This window comes from Catellatospora sp. IY07-71, from assembly GCF_018326265.1.
Classification (GTDB): domain Bacteria; phylum Actinomycetota; class Actinomycetes; order Mycobacteriales; family Micromonosporaceae; genus Catellatospora.
Map to the genome: position 1 here is coordinate 7217223 of NZ_AP023360.1, position 23720 is coordinate 7240942.

General features: G+C 73.1%; 17 protein-coding genes and 2 pseudogenes. 6 read left to right on the forward strand and 13 right to left on the reverse strand.

Annotation, left to right across the window (positions count from 1 at the left end; translation table 11 throughout):
• Positions 1–270: 270 nt before the first annotated feature.
• The 5 genes from CS0771_RS32185 to CS0771_RS32205 form a co-directional block, all read right to left on the reverse strand.
• Positions 271–918 (reverse strand): DUF3105 domain-containing protein, encoded by a 648-nt coding sequence (locus CS0771_RS32185; RefSeq protein ID WP_212844510.1) that lies wholly within the window; start codon positions 916–918, stop codon positions 271–273.
• Positions 911–1486, reverse strand: a complete 576-nt coding sequence (locus CS0771_RS32190; protein ID WP_212844511.1) for a flavoprotein — start codon at positions 1484–1486, stop codon at positions 911–913. Before CS0771_RS32190 ends, CS0771_RS32185 begins: the two co-directional genes overlap by 8 nt.
• Entirely contained in the window at positions 1465–3693 is a 2229-nt protein-coding gene (locus CS0771_RS32195; protein WP_212844512.1) for a peptidase domain-containing ABC transporter, read from the reverse strand. Before CS0771_RS32195 ends, CS0771_RS32190 begins: the two co-directional genes overlap by 22 nt.
• A complete protein-coding gene (locus tag CS0771_RS32200) occupies positions 3690–6782 on the reverse strand; it encodes a type 2 lanthipeptide synthetase LanM family protein (RefSeq protein ID WP_212844513.1) in 3093 nt (1030 codons plus the stop codon). Before CS0771_RS32200 ends, CS0771_RS32195 begins: the two co-directional genes overlap by 4 nt.
• Before the next feature lie 109 nt (positions 6783–6891).
• Entirely contained in the window at positions 6892–7074 is a 183-nt protein-coding gene (locus CS0771_RS32205) for a mersacidin/lichenicidin family type 2 lantibiotic (RefSeq protein ID WP_212844514.1), read from the reverse strand.
• Positions 7075–7445: 371 nt separating this feature from the next.
• Between CS0771_RS32205 and CS0771_RS32210 the strand changes: the two genes are divergently transcribed.
• Positions 7446–10085, forward strand: coding sequence for a LuxR family transcriptional regulator (locus CS0771_RS32210; protein ID WP_212844515.1), 2640 nt, complete (start codon positions 7446–7448; stop codon positions 10083–10085).
• A 13-nt stretch (positions 10086–10098) separates the two neighbouring features.
• Here CS0771_RS32210 and CS0771_RS32215 read toward each other — a convergent pair whose 3' ends face one another.
• The 3 genes from CS0771_RS32215 to CS0771_RS32225 all read right to left on the reverse strand — a co-directional run bounded on the left by CS0771_RS32215 (position 10099) and on the right by CS0771_RS32225 (position 11381).
• Positions 10099–10281, reverse strand: coding sequence for a hypothetical protein (locus CS0771_RS32215; protein ID WP_212844516.1), 183 nt, complete (start codon positions 10279–10281; stop codon positions 10099–10101).
• Between the two features lie 58 nt (positions 10282–10339).
• Positions 10340–10840 (reverse strand): hypothetical protein, encoded by a 501-nt coding sequence (locus CS0771_RS32220; RefSeq protein WP_212844517.1) that lies wholly within the window; start codon positions 10838–10840, stop codon positions 10340–10342.
• Positions 10841–10952: 112 nt separating this feature from the next.
• The gene (locus CS0771_RS32225; protein ID WP_212844518.1) at positions 10953–11381 is read right to left on the reverse strand and encodes a nitroreductase family deazaflavin-dependent oxidoreductase; all 429 of its coding nucleotides are present in this window, start codon (positions 11379–11381) and stop codon (positions 10953–10955) included.
• Positions 11382–11643: 262 nt separating this feature from the next.
• Between CS0771_RS32225 and CS0771_RS32230 the strand changes: the two genes are divergently transcribed.
• Together CS0771_RS32230 and CS0771_RS32235 are read left to right on the forward strand one after the other, a co-directional pair.
• Positions 11644–12282, forward strand: a complete 639-nt coding sequence (locus CS0771_RS32230) for a carbonic anhydrase (RefSeq protein ID WP_305835463.1) — start codon at positions 11644–11646, stop codon at positions 12280–12282.
• A 227-nt stretch (positions 12283–12509) separates the two neighbouring features.
• On the forward strand, positions 12510–13472 hold the full coding sequence (locus CS0771_RS32235; RefSeq protein ID WP_212844519.1) for an aminoglycoside phosphotransferase family protein: 963 nt from the start codon (positions 12510–12512) through the stop codon (positions 13470–13472).
• A gap of 25 nt (positions 13473–13497) precedes the next feature.
• Here the strand turns inward: CS0771_RS32235 and CS0771_RS32240 are convergent, their stop codons facing one another.
• The 5 genes and pseudogenes from CS0771_RS32240 to CS0771_RS32260 all read right to left on the reverse strand — a co-directional run bounded on the left by CS0771_RS32240 (position 13498) and on the right by CS0771_RS32260 (position 20770).
• Positions 13498–15447 (reverse strand): caspase family protein, encoded by a 1950-nt coding sequence (locus tag CS0771_RS32240; RefSeq protein WP_212844520.1) that lies wholly within the window; start codon positions 15445–15447, stop codon positions 13498–13500.
• Positions 15448–15546: 99 nt separating this feature from the next.
• The gene (locus CS0771_RS32245) at positions 15547–16785 is read right to left on the reverse strand and encodes a CHAT domain-containing protein (RefSeq protein ID WP_212844521.1); all 1239 of its coding nucleotides are present in this window, start codon (positions 16783–16785) and stop codon (positions 15547–15549) included.
• Positions 16786–16927: 142 nt separating this feature from the next.
• Positions 16928–17269, reverse strand: a pseudogene (locus CS0771_RS32250) (uridylate kinase); the annotation flags it as partial.
• A 22-nt stretch (positions 17270–17291) separates the two neighbouring features.
• Positions 17292–18035 carry a phosphotransferase enzyme family protein gene (locus tag CS0771_RS32255; RefSeq protein WP_371821515.1) on the reverse strand — a complete coding sequence of 248 codons (744 nt, stop codon included), beginning with the start codon at positions 18033–18035 and terminating at the stop codon, positions 17292–17294.
• A gap of 95 nt (positions 18036–18130) precedes the next feature.
• Complete coding sequence (locus tag CS0771_RS32260) at positions 18131–20770, reverse strand: hypothetical protein (protein WP_212844523.1); 2640 nt, start codon at positions 20768–20770, stop codon at positions 18131–18133.
• Between the two features lie 96 nt (positions 20771–20866).
• Here CS0771_RS32260 and CS0771_RS32265 point away from each other — a divergent pair.
• From CS0771_RS32265 to CS0771_RS32275, 3 genes and pseudogenes are all read left to right on the forward strand, one after another.
• A pseudogene (locus CS0771_RS32265) lies at positions 20867–21412 on the forward strand (MMPL family transporter); the annotation flags it as partial.
• Between the two features lie 78 nt (positions 21413–21490).
• On the forward strand, positions 21491–21994 hold the full coding sequence (locus CS0771_RS32270; RefSeq protein ID WP_244871155.1) for a DUF2243 domain-containing protein: 504 nt from the start codon (positions 21491–21493) through the stop codon (positions 21992–21994).
• Positions 21995–22122: 128 nt separating this feature from the next.
• Positions 22123–23718, forward strand: coding sequence for a PP2C family protein-serine/threonine phosphatase (locus tag CS0771_RS32275; RefSeq protein WP_244871156.1), 1596 nt, complete (start codon positions 22123–22125; stop codon positions 23716–23718).
• The last annotated feature ends 2 nt before the right edge of the window (positions 23719–23720 follow it).

Sequence of the window (23720 nt, forward strand, 5' to 3'; positions counted from 1 at the left end):
TCCGATCACTCCTCATCGCTCGCCGAGGGACGGGGGGCCGCGAACCCCGCCCGGTAACGGCATTCAGCTTGCGAACGCGCAGGTCGTGGCTGTCGGCCGCTCGCGCGCGGACGGGCAGATCATCCCCGGCGGCCACGTCGCAGGATCAGGCGGGAATGCCGCGACATCTTCACAAGACCGCCACATCTGGCATCCCCGCGACAATGCGCAACAGGATCCGGCAGAACGTGCGACCGCGACGGCGCGGGTCGGCCTGCACGACGGAACCCGTCACATGCCGTCCACCTCGGGGGCGTCGGCGGCGGGGTGCGCGAGCACGAACCGTTCGATCGCCGCGCCGCTGACGCGGGCGCAGAACTGCCGGTAGCCGGCCGTGCGGCCCCAGTGGGACATGGCCAGGGGCCGCCCGGCCGGGAAGGCGCCGTAGCTGTCGTCCCAGGCCGAGACGATGAACTTCTCGCCGTACGCGTCGTCGCCGAGCTTGACCGCGAGTTCCCGCAGGGCCTCGACCTCGGCGGCGGGCAGCGTGCCGGTGTACCACACGACGGTGTAGCCGTGTTCGAGGTTGTGCACCAGCTCCTCCATCGCGGGCCGGTCCTGCGGCAGGTAGAAGCGCCGGGCCCGCTGGGCGGGGTAGACGTAGTGCGGCCCGGACGAGGGTGGCACGGTCTCGTAGCCCACGCGGGTGGCGGTCGGCTGGGAGGTGCCGGGTCCGACGTGCATGCCGACACCGGAGACCGGGTCGGTCAGCTCCGCGTCGCAGCCGGCCTGGTCGGCGGCGACCCCGAACGAGGCGGCGGGCCGGTGCCGCGGCGAGTCGGCGTACGCCCGCACGAACGGCACCGCCGCGGCGGCCAGCAGGCCCAGCCCGACCGCGGCCGCCGCGACGGCGGTGCGGGACATCCGCGGCTCAGCCATCGCGGCGCTCCGCCACGAACGTCGCGGCCCACTGCAGCACCTCGCCGATCGGCGGCGCGCCGCGGCCGGTGACCGTGCCCGTGCTCAGCGCCAGCACCCCGACCGGCGGCACGATGCCGTGCCCGTCGGCGCGCAACTGCTCGATGTTGCGCTGCACGGCCGGGCGGTCCCACATCGCCGCGTTCATGGACGGCACGAACACCACGGGTGCGGCGGCGGCGAGGACGCAGGTGGTGAGCAGGCTGTCGGCGATGCCGTGGGCGGCCTTGCCGATGGTGTTGGCGGTGGCGGGCATGACCAGCACGAGGTCGGCCCACCGGGCCAGGTCGAGGTGCGCGACCCCGGGCGCCTCGCCGACGCCGTCGTCGTACGCGGGCTCGCCGGTCACCGCTGTGAACGCCTTGGCGGTGACGAACGAGGCCGCGGCGGCCGAGAGCACGACGCGGACCTGCAGGCCGAGCGCGAACCTCATGGCGAGGATGGACTGGGGCAGGGTGACCACGTCGCTGGATCCGCAGGCGGCCACGAGGACCCGCTGGAACGGTGTCACCGGGTGGGCTGCAGACACGGCTGCTCTCCTTCGGCGGGGGTGGTGGAGTCGTCGAGCTGGCTGGCGACCAGCTCGGCGTAGACGCCGCGGGCGGCCAGCAGCTCGTCGTGGCTGCCCTGCTCGGCGATGCGGCCGTCGGCCAGGACGATGATCTTGTCGGCGTTGCGTACGGTGCTCAGCCGGTGCGCGATGACCACGCGGGTGCAGCGCAGAGCGGAGATCGCCTGGTCGACGCGGCGTTCGGTGGCGACGTCGAGGTGGCTGGTGGCCTCGTCGAGCAGCAGCACCGCCGGATCGCCGACGACGGCGCGGGCGATGGACAGCCGCTGGCGCTGCCCGCCGGACAGGGCCTGGCCGCGCTCGGCGACGCGGGTGTCGTAGCCCATCGGCATGGCGTCGATGTCGGCGTCGATGCCGGCGATGGCGGCGGCGGCGCGGATCCGTTCGGCGGTCGCGCTCGGGTCGGCCAGCGCGACGTTGCGGCGGATCGAGTCGCGGAACAGGTAGCTCTCCTGCAGCACCACGCCGAACTGGCGGCGCAGGGCCTGCGGCGCGATCCGCGCCTGCGGCACGCCGTCGAAGCTGATCTCGCCTTCGGTCGGCCGGTACAGGCCGGTCAGCAGCATGGCCAGGGTGCTCTTGCCGCAGCCGGACGCGCCCACCACGGCGATCTTCTGCCCGGGCAGGATGTCGAACGAGACGTCGCGCAGCACGTACGGGCTCTGCGCGTCGTAGCGGAAGCCGACCCCGCGGACCTGGATCGCACCGCGCAGCCGGGGTGTTTCGAGGGCCTCGCCGTCGCCGGTCTCGGGGCGGGCGGCGAACACGTCGCGCAGCCGCTGCAGGTGCGAGACGACCGACTGCAGCACCTGGGCGCTGGACACCAGCGACGACAGCGGCACCAGGAACGACATGGCCAGGGCCTGCAGGCCGAGCATCTCCCCCAGGCTCATGCCGCCCTCGAACATCCGGGCGGTGCCCAGCCACAGCAGGGCCAGCGGCCCGGCCAGCCCGACCGCGGCGGTGACGTTGCCGACGGTGGACGACAGCCGGTTCTGTGCCCGGTCGACCCGCAGCGCCGCGTCGTAGCGGGTCAGCCAGCCGTCGTAGACCTGCCGCTCGACGCCCATGGACTTGACGGTCGCGATGCCCGACAGCGCCTCCATCAGCGCGCTCTCGGCCTCGGCCTGCACGTTGAGCTGGCGGTGGCTGAGCCGGATGAGCCGGCTGTTGACCACCGCGACGGCCAGCACCTGCGCCAGGCCGATGCCTCCCGCCAGCAGCGCGAACTCACTGTCACGCGTGGCCAGCACGGCGAAGTAGACGGTGACCAGACCGCCGTCGATGACGGCGGTGAGCACCTGCGCGGTGACCAGCTCGCGCAGCAGGATGCTGCTGGACAGCCGCTGCATCAGGTCGCCGCTGGAGCGCTGCTGGAAGAACGCGTACGGCAGCCGCAGCAGGTGCCCGAACAGCCGGGTCATCAGCTCCCGGTCGACGCGGGTCTGCAGGTTCACCAGCATCATCGACCGCAGGTGCGCGACCGCGAACTGGGTGAGCACCAGCGCGCCGATGCCGATCGCCAGGTACGGCATCAGCGACGTCTCGCGGGCGGGCATGATCTCGTCGAACGCGACGGTGGTGGCCAGCGGCAGCGCCAGCCCGAGCAGCTGCAGCAGCAGCGACACGGCGAACACGGCCCCGAGCGCGGGCAGGAACCGGCCGACCGCAGCGCGGGCACGTCGCAACCGCTGCCGCACCGGGATCCGGACCGGCCGGGACGGTGCGCTCGCGGGCTCGCCGGGGGTGAGGGCGATGACGGTCGCGCCGAGGCTCGTGGCGAGATCGTCGGGGGTGATGAGCCTGCGGCCGAGCGCGGGGTCGACGATGCGCGCGCCGCGCCGCCCGACACGCTCGACGACCACGAAGTGATCGTGCTCCCAGTGCGCGATCGCGGGCAGCGGCACCTGCGTGACGGCCTGCGGGGTGGCCCGGTAGGCCTTGGCGGTCAGGCCGTGGCGGGTGGCGGCGTCGATGACGGCCCAGGCGCTGACGCCGTCGCGGCCGACGCCGATGTCGTCGCGTACGCCGGACAGGGTCGCGGGCAGGCCGTGGCGGCGTAGCACCATGGTCAGGCAGGCGGCGCCGCAGTCGGCCTCGGCCATCTGCAGCACCACGGGCACGCCGCGGATGCGCCGCCACCAGCTCGCCAGCAGTCGTCTCATGGCTTGCTCCAGGTCGTGGTCGGGGCCGGGGGCGCGAGCATCAGCAGTGCGGGCACCGTCTCGGGCGCGGCCAGGCGCAGCAGGCCGTAGCCGACGCCGGACAGGCCGGTCATGAGTTCGGGCGAGGGGTGGCCGGTCGGGTTGGCCGCGCGCCAGCCGTAGGTCCGGCCGTCGTCGAGGATCGCCGCGGCCACGGCGGCCACGGTCCGGTCCGGCTCGCCCGCGGCCAGCAGCAGGTCGAGGTTGCCCAGGTCGCCGTGGCACAGCGAGTGGTTGCGCCCGAATCCGCCGGCCAGCGTCGTGCGCACCGCGGTGGCGATCTCGGCGGTGAGCCGGTCGTGTTCGCCGTCCGGCGTACCGGCCGGAACGGACGGAGCAGAGTCGGGGTGGATGCCGAGCGCGGCGCGGATGCGCAGCCGGGACAGCCCGACGCCGGGGGCGCCGTGGCACCAGGTGAGGCTGAACCGGCCGGGTTCGCGCAGGTCCGCCCAGTTGCCGCGGGCCGGGTCGAAGAGGCTGCGGTCGTGTTGCAGGGCGGCCAGCGCGCCGTCGAGGTAGCGCTGCTGCCCGGTGGCGTGCCACATCGCCGCCAGGGCGGCGGCCTGGCCCGCGGTGCCGTGGGAGAAGCCACCGAGGCGCGGCCCGCCGGGCGGCGGCTGCAGGAGCAGGTCCGCGGCCCTGCTCGCCAGGGGAAGCACCCGGTCCGTGTCGTGCCCGGCCGAGAGCAGCGCCAGTACGCAGCCTGCGGCGCCGTCCACGACGTCGAGGACGGTCCCGGTGCCGACGAGAGCGTCCAGCCGGGTGATGATCAGGTCGGCGGTCGTGTGGGCGGACCGGTGGCCGAGGGCGGCGAGGTGGCCGTAGCAGTAGGACAGGCCGCTCCAGCCGGTGAACGCACCGATCGACGTACCGGCGACCGCCCGCTGGGCGATCCTCGTGGCCAGCCGTCCGGCGGCGCGGTCGGCCGCGTCGGCGAACCGGCCCTCGCCGGTCTGCGCGCCAAGCCAGGCCAGGAACAGCGCGATGCCGGCGGTGCCGTCGTAGAGGTGGTCGGCGGCCCGGCCCACCCGCCAGCCGATGCCTGCCGGGGTGAGGGCGAACCAGCCGTCGTGGTCGGACAGCTCGACGATCCGGTCGCCGATCGCGGCGGCGGCGTCGAGCGCGCGCCGCCGGACCTTCGGCAGCGCCGATTCGGGCGTGTCCTCCCGGGCCGGTTCCCCGAGCTGGACGGCGAGGTCGGGCAGCTGCCAGCGTACGGCGGCGTGCGGTGCGCCCGCGCCGTCGGCCTGGGCGGCGTACGCGGCGCGGATCAGCCAGACCTGGCGGGCCAGGTCGGTGTCGCCCAGCCCGCGCAGCCGCCGCCGTGCTTCGGCCAGCCCGCTGCGCACCAGCACGTCCGGCACCGGGTCGCCCGTCCCGGTGCCCAGCGAGGTGGCACCGGCGCGGGCCGTGAACCGCGGCACGTCCCCGGCGTCGAGATCGGACCGTTCGGCGGCGACGAAGTCGCGTAGCGGCGGCAGCTGGGCCACCCCGCTCCACAGCCAGTCGAGCAGCCGATCGCGGTCCAGGCCGTCGCGCAGGTGGTCGGTGTGCAGGGCCGCCTCGGCGAGCCTGCGGTAGGTGCGGGTGGGCCGCAGCACCACCCGGATCTCGTCGGCGGCGAACGCGGCCAGCGGGCCGTCGTCGGCTGCCAGCACGCCGCGCGCTGCGCGCAGCAGCGCGTAGGTCACCCGGAAGCCGTGCACGACGTCTTCGGTGTACGCGGCGAGGTCGACGCCGGGTCCCGCGACGGCGTGGCTGTGCGCGGGGGCGAGTTCCAGCCGCATCAGGTCGGTGCCGACGCCGACCCACCGCGTGCAGCCGCAGGCGCGCCCGGCGGCCACGGCGTCGCCGGTGGGCAGGGCGCCCACGCCGAGCACCGAGTCCGCGACGGCGCTGCGCCGCTCGGTCACGGCAGGCGTGAACAGCGTCTCCAGGTCGATCGGCACGGGGTGCCCGCCGTGGGTGACCAGGTTCTCGTCGTGGAAGTCGGTGGCGCCGAGCGCGTACAGCAGCGCGAGCAGGCCGCCCCGGCGGCGGGCGTACGCCGCGGCGTCGCCGGTGGACGTGTCCGCCGGGACGAACTCGGCCCAGCCGTAGCCCGCCCGGGGCACCACGGCGCAGGCGCGCAGGTCCGCGCCGCGCTCGTTGAGCCAGTCCACGAGGTCGGCGTAGCGCGCTTCGACGGTGACATCGCGTGGCTTGTACACGATGGTGACTCCGCCGCTGAACCGGGCGAGCAGCACGCGCCGCCCGCCGTGATGCGGGTCGCCGGTCTCGTCGGCGGCGGTGAGCACGCCGAGCGGGGCGCCGCCGGTGAAGGTGTGCCGCAGCAGGGCGGCGTCGGCGGCCAGCCGGTCGAGCAGCTCGCAGGTGCGTGCGGCCCAGCGGTCGGCCGTGCCCAGCACCTGGCGGGCCAGCACGGGGTACGCCGTCAGGAACGCCAGTGCCGCGGCCGGCTCGCGCAGGCGCGCGAAGAACGTGTGGAAGCGTTCGGCCGGGCCGGCGGGCGCCTGCTGCTCGTGCAGCCGCGCGATGTTCAGTTCGAGCACGGCCGCCCGGCTCAGCTGCACGACCAGCTCGTCCAGCAGGCCGGGCACGGTCGCCGCGGCGACGGTGTCCGGGTCGAACGGGGCGCCGGGCGTGGCGGCGGCCAGGCGCCGGGCGTGCTCGGTGACCTGCCGGGTGGCGTGGGCGACGAGGGGCGCGGCGACCACCGCGGCGGCCGCCATCGGCCGGTCCGTGGCGGCCTCGATCGGCAGGTCGGCCCCCGGCCCGGCGTAGCGGCGGCGCAGGGCGGTGATCCAGCCGGGGTCCCCGCCGGCGCGGTGGCGCAGGTCGTCGGGGGTGTCGTCGAGCAGCCGGAGCAGCGCCGGCTCGTCGAGGCGGTCGGCGGCGAGGCGTTCGGTCCACAGGGCGGTGCCGGTGAACGCGTCCAGCTCGCGCCAACGGGTCAGCCGCCAGCGGGCGCGGTCGGAGGCCGCACCGCCGGTGCCGGGGGCGGGCAGCGCCAGCCGTTCGCGCAGGTTGAGTGCGGCATGCAGGGCCATCGCGGGGTGATGCCTCTTTCCAGTTCGGATGTGGACCCGAGGGTCCGGGCCGTCGAGCGGCCCGGACCCCCGGATGAGCGCACTGCCCGCTGCCGGGCGCGCGGCGGTGTCAGCACACGCAGTGGCAGCACATGCTGGTGTGGCCGTCGATGGCCGCGCCGCCGGCGACGGTCTGCAGCTCGTCGCGGCTCATCTCGACCAGGCCGGCCGGGTGCGCGGCCTGCGACAGCTCGGGCGAGGTGGCGCGGTGGAACTCGTCGGTCCAGTTGCGGACGACGTCGCTGATCGACATGGCGATCCCCTTTGTTTCTCGGTTCGTCCGCTCGCCGGGTTCGGCGGGCGGCTCGTTCGGTATCGAGCATCGGCCGGGGCAAGGGGTGCGCACATGAGTGGCGGCTACTCCATTCCGGAGCCGCCGCGGCGGCCGTGCGGGGCGTGACTGTCGGCCGCGCGACGGGTTGCCTGCGCGGCCACCTGTCCGGAACTTGACTCCAAGGTCATCTCCGGCATGAAGGAAACCTTCAGAAACGCAGTTCAGCGGCGGACTGTCAGCTGCGCGACCGGCTACTCAGGACCGTTATCACAGTGAGCCCGCCGTCGCGGTCGGTTAGCGTTGCGAAGCGCCGGTACGGGACCGCGCGCCGGGCACGACGGGTGGGAACGATGCCGGACGGACCGACGCATCTCGCGCGGCTGGACAGACCCTGGCCGTTCACCGGCCGGCAGGCCGAACGGGCCGCGATCGCCCGGACCCTGGCCGGCGGGCGCGGCGTGCTGATCACTGGCGATCCCGGCTCCGGCAAGAGCCGTCTGCTCGACGAGGTGCTCACCGGCGCCGACGACGGCAGCCGCCTCGTGCTGCGGGCCACCGCGACCTACGGCTGGCACGAGGTGCCGTTCGGCGCGTTCGGGCACCTCGTCGCCGAACCCGCCGCCCACCCCACCGACCTGCTCACCGAGGCGATGCGGCGCGTCGACGCGCTCGCCCAGGGCCGTTCCGTGCTCGTCGGCGTCGACGACCTCAACTGGCTCGACGACACCTCGACCGCCCTGCTGCAGCGCATGAGCACCGAGACCGGGCTGCGCGTCGTGGCCACGGTCCGCACCGGCGACCTCGGCCGCTCCCCCGTCGCGGCGCTGCGCCGCCACAGCCGCCTGGACCGCCTCGACCTCGCGCCGTTCAGCCAGGACGGGTTCGCCGACCTCATCACCGCCGCCCTCGGCGACCCCGCCGACGGCCTGACCCGCAACGCCCTGTGGCACCTCACCCAGGGCAATCCGCTGCTGCTGCGCGAGACCCTGCGCTGCGGCCTGGACAGCGGCGAACTGGCCCGCCACCACGGCATCTGGACCTGGCCCGTCGACGAGGCCCACCACCCGCACCGCTGCGACATGATCGCCGAGACCGGCGGCACCCTCACCGCGGCCGAACTCCAGGCGCTGCAGTACATCGCCCGCGCCGGCGCCGCGCCGCTGACCGCCCTGGACCGGCTGCTCGACCCCGCCGCCGCCGAGAGCCTGGAAGAACGGGGCATCATCCACCTCGTCGGCACCGGCCGGGACGCGTCGCTGGCCATCGCCCACCCGCTGTACGCCGAGGTCGCGCAGGCGCACACCGGCGCGCTGCGGGAACGGCGCATGCTGCGCGAGCTCGCCGACGCCCTGGCGCAGACCTCGACCGGCACCGCCGAGGACGCCGTGCACGTCACCGCCTGGCGCTGCGAAGCCGGGGATCCGGTCCCCGCCGCCGACGCCGTCGCCGCCGCGCAGTGGTTCCTGGCCCGTGGCGACGCCGCCCGCGCCGCCCGGATCGCCGCCCGCGCCGACGGCCCGCACGCCGCCTGGCAACTGGGCCGCGCGCTGGTCGCCCAGGACCGCGTCGAGGCCGCGCAGACCCACCTGACCACGGCGTACGAGCAGCTCACCGACCCGCACGAGCGGGCCGAGGCCGCCGCGCTGCTGGTGCTCAACACCTTCCTCGGCCTGCGCCAGGTCGACACGGCCCGCGACCTGCTCGCCACCGCCGCGGCGGCCCTGCCGCCGGACGCCCGGCCCGGCCTGCTGGCCGCCGAGGCGGCGCTGGCCGTGCTCACCGGATCCGCCGCGGCCGCCGCGTCGACGGTCGCCGCGCTGGACGAGCACCCGCCCCGTGACCTGGTGCTGCGGATGGCCGTCGCGCCGCTGCGGCCGTACCTGCTCATCGCGGCCGGGCAGCCCGCCCGCGCGGCGGCGATGTTCGACAGCGGCCAGGCGGCCCCGCCGGCGGTGTGGCCGGTCATGCGCGCCGCCGCCCAGACCTGCCACGTGCAGGCGCTGCTACTGGCCGGGCAGGCGCCCCGGGCCGCCGAACTCGCCGCCGGGTACTACCGCGATGCGCTGACCCGCGGCGCACCGGACGCCGTCGCGCTGCTCGCGATGATCATCGGCAAGTGCGCGTACCACGGTGGCCGCCTCGCCGACGCCCGCCGCTGGCTGCGCGAGGCCCGCAGCCTCATCGACCCGCACACCCTGTTCCCGATCAGCGAGAACGTGCTGTCCACCTACGCCTGGACCGCCGCGCAGCAGGGCGACCTCGACGACGCCCGTTCCGCCCTCGACCAGCTCGCCGCCGCGCTCCCCCCGCACGGCGCCCCCGCCAAGGAGGCCGCGCTGGCCCAGGCGTGGCTGGCCGTCTCCGCCGGGCAGCGCGACACCGCCGTACGGACCCTGCGCGAGCAGCTGCAGGCTTCGCTCTCCCGGGGCATGCTCACCCTGGCCGCCGAGCGCCTGCACCTGCTGGCCCGGCTGGACCCCGACGTCGACACCGCCCGGCGGCTGCGCGAGATCGCCCATCAGTGCGACAGCCCGCTGTTCGGGCTGTGGGCCGAGCTCGCCGACGGCCTGGCCAGGCGTGATCCGATCGTGCTGGACCACGTCGCGACCGCGTTCGAGGAGCGCGGGCACCTGCGGCTGGCGATGGAGGCGCTGGCACCGGCGGCGACCGCGTACCAGCGCCGTGGCGACCTGCGGCGGGCCAACGCCGTCACCCATCGCATCCAGCTGGTCCGCGAGCAGTGCGAGGGCTGGTGGCCGCAGTGGCATCCGGCCGCGCCGCCGGTCGCGAGCGCGCTGACGGCGCGGGAGCAGGAGGTGTGCGAGCTGGCCGCGTCCGGCCTGGACAACGCCGCCATCGCGGCCCGGCTGGTGCTGTCGGTGCGCACCGTGGAGAACCACCTGCAGCGGGCGTACCACAAGCTGGGGGTGGCGGGCCGCACCCGGCTGCGGCTCGCGCTCATGCCCGAGACGGCCCCGTCCGGCCGCTGAGGTGGTGCGGCGGCTACGCCGGTTCGCGTACGCCGCCCGGGTCGCCGCCTGTGTCGCCCTCACCCGGCTCGGGTTCGACCGGCGCCTCCGGCAGGACGTCGGGGGCATCCGGCGACAGCTCGCGCGGATCGTCGGGGATGGGAGCCGACGGGTCGATCGGCGGGTACTGCTCGGGGTCGAGTTCTGGTTGGCTCACCGATCGCGTATCCCCACCCGGCTCGGTCGGCAAACGATGCCGCGTGGCCGCGGAAAGATCACACCGGTGATCCCTGTTCGGCAGGTGCAACCGGCACCGGCCGGTCAGCCGTAGCGGGAGTCCGCGCAGCCTGGAGGCTCCGGAGATCGGCGGCACGCTGCTCGGCCTCCTCCAGCGAGTGCGAGCCGAGTTCCGAGACCGGCAGCCGTCCCACGCCGTCGATCTGAAGAATCGGCGCGTACAGCGGCCTGCCTCCACGGAGGAACACCTGTCCGCAATCGATCGAACTGACGTGGTCCCAGGTCAGCGTCCGGTCCGGCCGGCTGAAGCTCCGGACGAGCAGACCATCCTGATCGATCACCACGCCCTGCCGGAGGGCACGCCAGATGCCGAGGAGACCGACCAGCGTGAGCGCGCATGCCAGTGCCACGCCGAGCCAGTCACGCTCGGCAATGACGTGCCCGTTCTTGAGGTATGAGAGACCTAGCAGCACGAAGACATCGGAGACGATGAACAGCAGAACGATCCTGATGCGCGGGCGTGCCACAACACGTGTCACCGGCTCACGTTAGCAAGCTGACCTCACGGGAGATCGGCCAGCTCAACGCGGCCGCGCCCGGGTGACGAAGCCGTCAGTCGGCGCTCATTCGGGCGAAGCGACGGTGACGGCTTCATACCGCCGGGACACGGGTGAGTTCCAGGACGGGGATGGTGCGGATGCCTGCGGTCTTCTGGGCGTACTCCGCGAAGCCGGGGTACAGGCCGGCCTGCTCGTCGTACCTGCGGTCCCGTTCGCTGCCGGTCAGCTCACGCACACTGACGGAATAGGTCTCGGTGCCCCGCTCGACGGCTCCGCGGCCGGCCGCGGTGAGGTTGTAGTACCAGTCCGGGTTGTGGGGCGCACCGGCCTTGGACGCGAACACGTAGACGACGTCCTCGTCGGTCTCGTGGGGCAGGTACATCATCGGGCTGACCAGCTCCCGCCCGCTCTTGCGGCCCCGGTGGTGCACCAGCACCAGCGGCGCTCCGGTGAACGGGCCGCCCACGCGGCCTTCGTTCGCCCGGAACTCTTCGATCACCTTGGTGTTCCAGTCGCTCATCGATGCACCTCACGTTCGTGTCCACAGGAGTCGTGATCCATCTTCGCCGCCCATCGTGGCGGACGCCGCTTCCGGACTGGAGCAGGGCGCGCCCGCAGCCCTGAAAACCGAGGTCATCGCCGCAGGCGCCGGCGGCACGCGGCGGCGAGGTGGTGGCGCCACAGCCACCACGGCAGGCTGCGGCCGGGCCGGGCGGATGACCCGGTTTGAGCAACCTTCGCATCGGGTCCGTTCCATACGGCCGCCGTACTAGGCTTCGGGCATGGCCGAGATCCAGACCCCGTCTCCCGAGGAAGCCTTCGAGCTGCTGCTCGCCGGCAACCACCGCTTCGTCGCCGGTGTGCCGGAGCACCCGAATCAGGACGCGACGCGCCGGGCCGAGATCGCTCCGGGCCAGCGCCCGTTCGCCGTGGTGTTCGGGTGCTCGGACTCGCGGCTGGCGGCGGAGATCATCTTTGATCGCGGCCTGGGTGACCTGTTCGTCGTGCGTACGGCAGGTCATGTGATGGGTGCCGAGGTGCTGGGCAGCATCGAGTACGGGGTGGACGTGCTCGACAGCCCGCTGGTGCTCGTGCTCGGGCACGACTCCTGCGGCGCGGTGGCCGCCGCGTGCGCCGCGCTGGAGGGCGGGATGGCGCCGTCCGGTTATGTTCGCGACGTCGTCGAGCGGGTGACGCCCAGCGTGCTCGCGGCACGGGCCGCCGGCCGGGTGGAGCCCGACGAGATCCTGGCCGAGCACGTCAGGCACACGGTCGATCTGCTCCTGGATCGCTCCCGGGTGCTGGCCGAGCGGGTCGAGGACGGCCGGGCCGCCGTGGTGGGGCTCTGCTACCGGCTGGCCGACGGCAGCGCCCAGGTGGTGGCCGCCCGGGGCCTGGACGCGGCGACCGCGCGACGGTGAGCGAGGAGGCCGACAAGGTCACGGCGGCACGCGGGCACCGGCCGCGCACCCCTGCCCTCGCCAAGCGCTGAGCCCGATGGGCGCAGCCGCCGACGTCCCGCGTCCCGGCACCGGCCCGCGCACGGCTGCCGGCGGCTGGACGTGGCGTGCGCAGGTGCCGGACGGCTTTCCCGGCCGCGTCCGATAACCGTTCGCGTACGGGCCGTCCGCGCCCCTAGCCTGGGCCGATGCGTGCTGACGAGTGGGCGAAGGCCCAGGACTGGATCGCCGAGACCCTCGCCGAGCAGGGCATCGCGGCGACCGGCCCGGCGGTGGTCGACCGTGTGCGTCCGTGGTCGACGACGGCCCGGGTGCCGGTCGCGGGCGGGCAGGCGTGGTTCAAGTACAACAACGCCGGCTCGCGTTACGAGGCCGCGCTGATGCGGCTGCTGGCCGCGATCGCCCCGCACGACATGCTGGTGCCGCTCGCCGTCGACGCCGAGCTCGGCTGGATGCTGCTGCCCGACGGCGGCCCGACCATGCGCGAGATCACGTCCGACACGTTCGACCGCGACCGCTGGGAGCACCTGCTGCGCCGGTACGCGGAGCTGCAGCGCGCGGCCGCCCCGCACGCCGCGGGCATGCTGGCCGCCGGGGTGCCCGACTTCCGGCCGCACACCGTCGCCGCCCAGTACGAGAAGCTGCTCACCGACCCGTACGTGCTGGCCAACCTCGACGCGGGCAAGATGGCCGGACTGCACGAGTGGGTGCCCCGGATCGAGCGGATGTGCCGGCGGCTGGCCGCCGGCGGCATCGCGCCCAGCGTGCAGCACGACGACCTGCACCCGAGCAACGTCTTCGCCGACGGCGACGGCGGCCTGCGCTTCTTCGACTTCGGCGACGCCACCGTGGCGCACCCGTTCGGGTCGATGCTGGTCGTGTTGCGGGTGGTGCACCGCGACGCCAAGGTCGAGCACAAGGACCCGCTGCTGTACGAGCTGCGCGACCGCTACCTGTCCGCGTGGACGGCCGACGGCCGCGACCTGGCCGAACTCCGTGAGCTGTGCCAGGACGCCATCGTGGTCGCAAAGATCGGCAAGGCCCTGTCCTACCAGCGCTCGCTGCAGGACGCGACCGAGGAGGCGCTGGCCGAGTACGGCGAGGGCATCTACGGATGGCTCGAAGAGCTCCTCGGCCCGGACGTGATCTGACCTGCCGGCTGATCTCGCTGTGGCGCTACGGGACCCTGGTGGTGACTTCGACGACCTTGACGGCCCAGTCCAGCGCCGTCGGCGGCGGCATCAGTTCGACATCCCGCTGTACGGCGCGCATGCCGAGCCGGTCCAGGACCCCGTTGATGCCGGGCAACGTGTCGCGCGAGACCGACCTCGACCTCTCCCCCAGCCTCGGCAGGGAGAACGGAGCCGAGCTGAACGGCTCCTCGGCGACGAGCAGCACCAGCCAGTCCGTGACGAACGCGCCCTTCTCGACGGGACGGTCCGGGGGCAGCCTGAAGGCGACGGCGCCCCCGTGGCCCGCCTCCGCGGTCCAGCCCCCTTCGACGTACTCCCCGGGGAACAGGTTCGCGTGCATGCGGTACCGGTCGGTCAGGTCCAGCAGGACGCAGAAGAGCCTGCGGTCGGTGGTGTTGCGCAGCCGGATGAACACCGTCGGCGGCACCCAGCTCGTGCCGTTCCACGTGTAGTCGAGAACGAGGTCGTTCACCGGCGGCGGCTCGTGGCCGCGGGCGGGACGCGAGCCGTCAGCCGGGGCCGGGACCAGTTCGATCTGGATCGCCTCGGCCAGCGCCGGGGACGCGCTCGGCAGGTTGCGGATCTGCAGCCAGCGGGCGATGTGCTCCAGCCGGCGTACGGTCTGCTCGATGCCGCCGTCATCGGCGCCGACCGGGTCGGCCAGCGATCTGTCGTCGAGACCGAAGATCTGCACCGTACCGCGGGCGTGGTCCTGGCGGACCCGCAGCCGAAGCCCGGAGGTGAACGGGTCGGCGGGCCGGACGAGCCGGACATGCGGTGAGGGCCCACCGCCGGGGCCGCTGACCTGGACGGTTCCCGTCAGCCGCGCAGTGACGTCCGGGTCCGCCTCGATCGACACCGCGACCGGCGGGAGCGGCACGTCGGTGAGGACCATCTCGTAGTGCTTCTCCTCGTCCGGTGCCCAGCCGACCGGCTCGACGACGCTGTGTCGGACATGCACGCTGAGCACCCGGACCTGCTGCAACGGTGCGGCGTGGTGCACCCCGAACCGGGCGTCGGCGACGACACCATGCATCGCCCCGGCGTCCAGCTCCCACCGGCCGTGGAGGTGGCGCATGCTGATCCGGGAGGCGCGCGGCCGCAGCGTTCCGCCGAGGAACTCGAGGTCGGCAAGGTCGCCGAGCGCTTCCAGGGTGGGCACCTGGCTGGAGCGCCAGCCCTCGACGCGGCAGCGCGCGTGGCTGAACACCTGCCGGTACGTGGCGTGCGGGCCGAGCCGGGCGAGCGCATGCCCGAGCGCCTCGGTGAAGACGCCGTGCCAGCCGTCGGCGAAGGGCCACTCCCTCGCCCGCTCCCACTCGTTGCAGGCGGCGAGCGCCACGTGGCCGGGCAACTGCAGGCCGGGGGCGGCACGCTTCGGGTCGGCGGCTGCTGCGACCAGCTCGGGCAGCAGGTCGCGCAGGGCCGGTGCGGTCGTCGACGCGGGGGCGAGCCTGGCTTTCGTACCCGGCACCGGGACGTCGCGCATACCACTGCGGGAATGACACGAGTCCATGATCGTGACCAGCTGGGCGCCGGTCGTGACGACCTCATGGGCCAGGATGCCGAGTTCCTTGTCGTACAGGTCGGCCACGTCGGCGCGGCTGTCGTGGCACACGACGGTCTGGCACATGCCGGCGCTCTCGGCGTACCAGATCTCCTCGGGCAGCGGCGCGGTCGAGCCGTGTCCGCTGTACCAGAACAGCGCGATGTCGCCGGGGCCGAGCCCGCCGAGATGCCGGCGGAACGCCTCGATGATCCCGGCCCGGGTGGCCTGCTCGTCCAGCAGCCTCTCGACGACGAGGTCACCCGGCGCGACACGGTCACGCAGGAGCGCCTCGGCCAGATCCACATCGTTGACGCACCCCTGCAGGTCCAGCTCCGGCAGCTTGTACCGGTCGATCCCGACCAGCAGGGCGTGGACCTTGGGCATAACGCGGTCTCCTGTCTGGCGCAGGCTGCGAGCGGCCGGTCAGATTCGGTCAGCCGTACTGTGACGGACAGGCTCAGGTGTGACCCGCCCGTCGGCCTGTCATGGGCCGGTGTGTGCGAACGGGGTCCACACGCTGGGCCGGTCCCGGTGCCTGTCCCTCAGCCGGCGCACCGCATGGTGCAGTGCTTCGGCGGCCAGGTCGGCCCGCAGCACACCGCCGTGAGCCACGGCCTCGTAGACCTCCTTGGCGATCTGCGCGGCCTCGTCGTCCCAGATGGACCACAGCGTGGCGATGACGTGCCGGTATCCGGTGTAGTGCAGGGCCGCGGCGAGGGTGATCGCCTCATCCGGGAGGTTCGCCCCGCCGACGGCGGTCTTGCAGCCGGACAGGTAGGCGAAGTCGCCACGGTACTGCTGGGAGCTGAGATCGGTCACGGTGAGCGTGCCGTCCTGCACGAGCAGCCCACCCTGCGACGGATCGGCCAGATTCTGCTCCCCGTGGCAGGCGAAGTGCACCCAGCCGTGCTCGCGCAGTCCGCTCATGACCGTGTCGCGGGTGGCCTGCGACCCGACCAGCGACGTGCACCGGCCAGCGAACAGCTGCGTGATGAACTGTTCCTCCGACCTCACCTTGGGCAGGTCCGCCTGGTTCGGCGTCTGCGGCATGCCGACGAACAGCATCCGCTCGGAGTCACCATGCGGCTCCCCCGCGTCACCCCTGGCCTGCACCAGCGCGCGCAGTGTGGGCGTGTAGGAGGAGACGACCCGATCCAGGACCGCCTCACCGGCCGTACTGTGATCACCGGCGGCGTGGATCGGCAGCAGCGCCAGCGGGCCGGTCGGGCACCACCAGATGCGGGGCCAGGCGCCGCTCGGCGTTCCGGTGTAGCCCAGGTGTGCCAGCACCTTGGCCGCGAACGCGTCCCACATCCAGCGCAGGCACCGATCCAGTGCCGCCTCGACGGTGTTCCCCGAGACGGTCACATCGGCGTCGCGAGTGAAGCTCCCCCGCAGCGTGTCACCCTGCCGGGCCCCGACCGCCTCCAGGTACGCCTGGGCCTGCGCGGCGACGTCCTCCTGGCGCAGGTCCGGCAGCTCCACGACCTCGACGCCGGACGTCTTGACGATGAGGGCGTCGCAACGCCACCGGCTGATGTTCAGGATGACCACCGGCCCGCCGTCCGCGGCCGGGAGCAGGCTCTTCAGCGGGGGCGGCCGCAGGAAGTCCTCGAACCCCTCGAGCGCGCGCACCTGCTCGACGAGCTCGTCCCACTCGCGGGCCAGTGCCATACGGCGGTCGACATCCTGCGTGAACCGCTCGGAGCTGCCAGTAGTCACCGATTCATCAAACCGGACCTCCCCGGCGTCGAGGAAGCCCGACGTCAGGTTCTGGCCGAACGTCGTTCGCTGTCCGGCCGGGCAGCCGTCTACATCGGATGACCGGCTACCGCGCTCGGGCCTGCCAGACCGGCCGTCGGGGGTCGTCGACGGCGTGCTGGAAGCGCCGGTCTCCGCCGGGACCGAGCGGATCGAGCAGGACCCGGTTCAGCGCGTCGTGGTCGTGCGTGTCGAAGTAGCAGCCTTCGGCCGAGTACTCGCCGCGCGGGTAGCGCTGTGCCCGGGGGAAGAGGAAGTCGTCGATCGTCGCACGGATGACGTCGCGGCCCTGTGCGCGCAGGACGACGGCCAGTTCGTCGGCGAGCGTGGTCTTGCCCGCGGCGGGCGGTCCGTCGACGGCGACCCGCGTCGGGTGTGTGACCGTGACGGACCCGACCGCCTCAGCCAAGCGGCCCAGTACCTCGTCGCGGGTGCCTTGATCCATCTCTTGCCACGCGATCGCGTTCTCAGACGGCTCGGACTTCGGCGAGCCGTCTGGCTGAGTACTCGTCGTCCCAGCTGACGGCGGCCTCCCACGCGGCCGAGGCCTGCGCGGCGATGTCGTGCGCGCCGTCGTCGAGGCCGGCGGCGTTGCCGGGCAGCACGAGGTCGAGGTCGGGGACGTCCACGTGCGACTCGTCCCAGTCGATGAGCGCGACCTGATGCGCGGTCACCCGGACGTTGCCGGGGTTGGCCGGATTGCCATGGACGACGCAGGTCGGACGTCCGGTGAGCCGCGCCCACGCTGCCCGGCATCGAGCAACGCCCTCCGCGGGCATCGCGCCGAGGTCGATCTTCGTCCCGGTCTCGGCATGCAGGAGGTCGGCCGACGATCGCCAGCCTGGGCGCTGCGGCCAGCCCTGTGTCAACCGATGCAGCTCGCGAAGCGCGTCGGCCACACGACGCCAGTCGTCCTGCGTCTCGGGCGGTCCGCCGTCCATGTAGGTCATCACCACCAGACCGTCGACGAACAACCGGCCGTCCGAAGCCGGGATCGGCACGGGCACGGTCATACCTTCTCGGTCGAGGTATTGCAGGAGTTCGGTCTCCCACCTGAGATCGGCGTCGCTCCTGGTGCCGAGCCGACCGACCGCGAGGCGCCCGTCGATCCGCACGCTCCACACGTCGTTGGCGGCTCCGCCCGTGAGCCGTTCGATGCGAGCGGCGTCGTCACCCCACTGCCCAATTGCCTCCCATCCCACGGGCCACATCGTACGAGGTTCCGAACATCACTGCTCCCCGGCGAACCGCGGCTGCCACCACGGAACCCGCTGAGCTGGACGGATGAGCTCGCGGCGGCGGCCGGTCAACGTCCCGAGGCGAGCAGCCGCTGCCGCGCGCGGTCAAGCCGGGCCGCCAGGCGAGGGTGCCGCGCAGCCAGGTGGTGTGCCTCGCGGTGCAACCGCAGCTGCTGCTCCCACATCAGGGACCGGCCCCGTTCGCCGAGTTCGACGGCCTGGTCCGGGCTCTGGGCGGACAGGGCCGCGGCCGCCGCATCGGAGGCGAGAGTGTTCCACGAGGTCAGGGCCTTCTCCTGATCGCGACGGTCGAGACCGGTCCAGGCCAGCTGCGGGAGCAGGTCGACCGCGACGGTGAACGCCTCGGCCGCCGAGCCCGGCTCGTCCAGCACCAGGGCCTGCGCCGCCCACTCTCCGGCCGCGTGGATGCGGATCGACACCGCGGCTGTCGGGTGGTGAGCCGCATCGCGGTATACCGCTACGGCCTCGCGGCGATGTTCCGGCCGGCCGGTGGCATCCGCGAGGGCGGCGAGCACGGTGGCGAGGTCGTACTCGTTGAGGGCCTGGTCCGGGTCGGTGGTGCCGGTCGCGGCGATGGCACGGCGGTAGGCGTCGATCGCCGCGACCAGGTCGGGGGTCGCCCCGGTCAGCTCCCACCAGTCGTGGAGGGCGTCGCCGAGGGTCCGCAGCCGGTGGCTGCGCGGCGAGCTGACGTCAGGGAGGTCCGCGACCGCACGTAAGACCTCGACTGCCTCGGCGACCAGTGCGGGTTCGCCGGTCTTGGTGAGGGTGCTGCCGAGCATGGTCTGGCGGCCGATGCGCTCGACGTGCCGGGGCGGGGTGGCGGCGACCGCGTCGCGCATCAGGGCGACGGCCTCGGTGAGCGCGGCCGGGTCGGAGGTCTCGCTGTGCCGGGTGACCAGAGCGCTTGCCAGCAGCGTACGGCGGCGCGGGCGGTCGGGATGGTCAGGTCGGCAGTCGACGGCTTCCCGTAGCAGTCGAATGCATTCGGCCAGGTCCGCCTCGCGGCCGCGCAGGTGGAAACGCAGGTGCAGGGCGATGGCCAGGCCCGAGCCGTGGTGCTGGCGCCGGGCGGGTGGCGCGCCGCGGTACGCGTTGCGGTGCAGGTCGATCGCCTCATCCAGGTCGGCGGGCTCGCCGGTGAGCTGATGGCGGGAGTCGACGGCCATGGCGAGGTTCACCTGGCGTCTGGAGCGGTCGAGGTGCCCGGGCGGGGTGCAGCGGACAGCGGCGCGGTGGGAGGTGATCGACTCCGCGAGGTCGGCCGGGTCCTGTGTGCGCTGGAATCGCTCGAACCATATGCCGCCCAGGTTCGACAGGTGGCTGCCGCGGTGGATGTGGGTGCGCGGGAGCGCGGCGAGCGCGGCGAGGGCCGCGAGGTAGGCCTGCAGGGCGCGGTCCAGGTCGGCGATGTCGTCGAGGTGTTCGAATCGTGCGGCCAGGACGTTCGCCTGGTTGCCGGCCCGCACCGGATCGTCAGGCCTGCCCGCCTCGTCGTAGGCGGCTATCGCCTCGCTCAGGTCGGCGTAGTCGCCACGTTCGTCGTAGCGGTCGTGCAGGGCGTGGCCGAGATTGGAGAGATAGGCGAGGCGCTGGGGGTCGCTTCCGCGGGCCGTTCGCACCGCCGACCGGTGCAGGTCGACGGCGGCGTCCAGGTCGGCCAGGTCGGCGAGGGCGGTGAACCGCATGTTCAGCGAGCTGGCGAGGGCGGACATGCGGCGCGCGCCGTCCGGCTCCCCGGGACCCGTGCAAGCCAGGATCTCCTGCAACAGGGTGACCGACAGTTGCAGGTCGTCGATGGAGCCCCGTTGTTCGAAGCGGTGGCGCAGCATCAGCGCGAGGTTGGTCTTGCCCATAGCCTCGGAATCCTGAGCATGGGCTATCGCCCGGTCGAGATCGCGCGGCCGGCCACCCGTCTCGAACCGCGTGTGCAGGACGGCCGCGTACTGCGAACGGTAGCGGGATTCTTGTGGCAGGTGCCGCAGCGCGCGCCGGTGTGCATGTACGGACTCGGCCAGGTCCGCTGCCTGCGCACCGCGCTGGAACCGCGTATGAAGCGCGACGCCGAGGTTGGCCCAGTAGCGGGCCTGCTCCGCGGGCTGCCCGAACCCGCTCCCGGCCGCGGAGCGGAACAGGGCGACCGCCTCGTCGAGGTCCTTCTCATCGCTGTGATGACGGTAGCGGGCGAACACGCCGGCACCCAGGTTGCATGAGAACTCGGCGTGGTCCGGGGTGCCGGACGGGGTCAGCGCGACGGCGCACCGGCCCAATACGATGCCGAGGTCGACCGCGATGTCGTCGAATTGCCGCAGGCTGTCGTCGATCAGGTCTCGGGACTCGTTGTGCAGCAGTTCCGGGAGCTGTTCGTCGTTTGCCGGATCGGACAGCGGACCGGCCAGCTGCGGCGGCACCTCGGCGTCCGGGTCGACGGCGAGCAGCACCTTGTAGAGGCGGTAGGCGGTCTGGCAGTCGGGGTCGTCGTGGTCGTTGGGCGACTCGATCCAGCGGCACCAGAACAGCAGGGCCGCCAGTGCGAGGGCCTCCGCGTCGACGCCTAGCTCACCCTCGCCCTGCACGCGCAGTGCCCCGGTCAGCAGCCGTCTGCCTTCGTCACGCGCGGCGTCCTCTGTGATCGGCCGAGTGTCCGCGCCGTCGAAGTACGCCGCAAGTCGGGTTGGGACATCCATCGGCTCCATCCGGCGAGCGTATGCCTAGTGGCGGCGGGCCGGGCTGCGCGCGGAGTTGGTGCTGTCGCGGACCGGCCCGCTCGGGCCGGTGATCGCCTGTTCGGCGTCGAATCCACCGGGCCGATCATCAGCGTCATGCCGATCTTCCTCATCGGCGTGCTGTTCGGCCTCGCCATGGACTACGAGGTCTTCCTCGTCACCCGCACCCGCGAGGAGTACGTCCACGGAGCCACCCCGGACGAGGCCATCGTCACCGGCACCCGCCACGGCGCGCGTGTGGTCACCGCCGCCGCGCTCATCATGATCTCGGTGTTCGCCGGATTCGTCCTCACCGACGACACGATCGTCAAATCCCTGGGCGTCGCCCTGGCCGTCGACGTCGCCGTCGACGCCTTCCTGGTCCGCATGACCATCATCCCCGCCGTCATGTCGCTGCTGGGCAAGGCCGCCTGGTGGCTGCCCGCCTGGCTCGACCGGCTCCTGCCGAACATCGGCGTGTAAGGCGAGCAGCTCACCCACCGGCTGGCCGCTGATCAGCAGCCCGGTCGAGACGCTGCCCAGCGCGCAGACTCCCCCGTCGAGGCCGGTGAGCCGGCGGCGAGCGCGGAGCCCGAACGGGAGCTGGAACTCGTCGGAGCCTGAGTAGCAGCGCGGCCCGCCCCGTCCTCTGGCCCGGGGTTTTCCGGAGCCTCGCGACGGGTACCCGCCCGTATGGCCGTCGTGGCTACCCGTGACATCAGGCTGCCGGGCGTCATCCTGGGCGCCGGGCTCGGCGGGTTCTTCGACGGCATCCTCCTGCACCAGCTGCTGCAGTGGCACCACATGCTCACCAGCACCGACACCGATCGCGCCGGTGTCGCCTACTACCCGGCCGACACCGTGCCGGGACTGAGGATGAACACCGTGTGGGACGGCGTGTTCCACACCTTCACCTGGCTGGCCGTGCTCGTGGGTCTCGGGCTGCTCTACCACCGGGTGTCCACCGGCCGGGGCCGCATGTGGGGTTCGCGCGCGCTGTGGGGCTGGATCCTGGTCGGCTGGGGCCTGTTCAACCTCGTCGAAGGAGTCGTCGACCACCATGTGCTCGGCATCCACCACGTACGCGCGGGGCCCGACCGGCTGTGGTGGGATCTGGGCTTCCTGGCAATCGGCGGTCTCCTGGTCATCGGTGGGCTGCTCCTGCAGCGCGGCACCGGCCCCGCGCGGGACGGCCGGGCGCCGTGAACCACGCGCACCACCCTGACGGGGGGGCTGCGATCCCCGCTACTACCCGGCGTGACCGACGTACAAACCGGCAGCGCACGGGCGGCAGCCGGTTTCCGCGTGCCCGGTGGCGGTCTACGCTGAGTTCCGTGAATGGCGACACCCGATCCCGTGACCGCCAGACACCGCTCGGCGGCCCGGCAGACGCACAGACCCCCGCCGCCCTGCTGGCAGCCGGCCGGTCGGCGCTTCCGATGATCCGCGAGCTGCTGTCCGGTGTGCCGGCCGGCTGCACCTGGCTGCTGCCAGTGCTGGACGAGCATGGTCGGGTGGCCGATTTCGAGATCGCGGCGGCCGGCGCGCAGTCGCACGACGTCGCCGGCCGCGGCGGCGACCAGCGGCTGGGCCAGCACATCAGCGTGCTGTATCCGCGTATGGTCGGCGGTCCCCTGTGGGAGCTGTACCACCGGGTGTACGCCGACGGGGTGCCCCGCCGGCTTCCGGACTTCCGGTATCACGCCGACGGAGCCGGAGTGATCGCGACGTCGCTGTTCGACGTGTCGGCGCACCGGGTGTGCGGTGGGCTGATGGTGTGGTGGCAGCGCCTGGACGAGCAGGAACGCCGCCGCGAGCAGACCGAGTTGCTCGGCAACCTCGGCTGGGGCGAGACGGACCTGCTCACCGGCCAGGTCAGCTGGTCGCCGGGCATGTACCGGATCTTCGAACGGGACCCCTCGCTCGGGCCGATGAGCAGCGCCGAGCAGACCGCGCACATCATCGCCGACGATCAGCCGCTGCGCGAGACGGCATGGCAGATGCTCGACAGCGGCCTGGTGTCGGACCTGACGTTCCGCATCCGGGTGGGCGGGAAGGTCAAGCATGTGCGGCTGCTCGCCGACACGGCCCGCGACGCCACCGGCAAGCCGGTGAAGCTGTACGGCGTGGTGCAGGACGTCACCGCGCGCGAGACGACCCGCAGCGACGTCGAAGCACTGCAGGAGGAGCTGCGGGTACGTGAGCTGACCGTCGTCGCCGAGCAGCGGCTCGCCGGGCAGTTGCAGCAGATCATCCAGCCGCTGCCCGACGGCCCGTTCACCCTCGCCGGTCTCGAGGTGTGGGTGCAGTACCTGCCTGCCGAGGACAAGGCCCGGGTCGGCGGCGACTGGTACCACGCGCTGCCCCTGCCGGACGGGAGTGTCCTGCTGGCCATCGGAGATGTGGTCGGCCACGGCCTCGCCGCCGCCACCGCGATGGCCCACCTGCGCTACGCCCTGGTCGGGTGGACCGCGGTCGAGGCCGGTGGCCCCGGGCGGCTGCTGTCCCATCTCAACCAGCTCTGCCTGCGCCTGGGCACCACCGGCACCGCCGCCATCGCGGTCTACCAGCCGGCCGACCGTACGCTGCGGTGGGCTCGCGCGGGGCACCCGCTGCCCTTGCACGTCCACGCAGGCCGGGCCCAGCCGCTGACCAGGGTCGACGGCCTGATCCTCGGCGCGGTCGCGACCGCCGACTATCCCGAGACCGTGTGCCGCTTGCACCGCGGTGACGTGGTTCTCTTCTACACCGACGGCCTCGTCGAACGCCGCGGACAGGACACCGCCCTCGCGTTGCGCAAGGTCGCCGGCACCTTGACCGACGCTGCCGCTCATCCCGACGGCAGAGCGCTGGCCCACCTGCAGACGCTGCTGAAGGATGCCAGCCCCGACGACGACACCTGCCTGCTGGCCGTTCAGGTCGCGCTTTGACC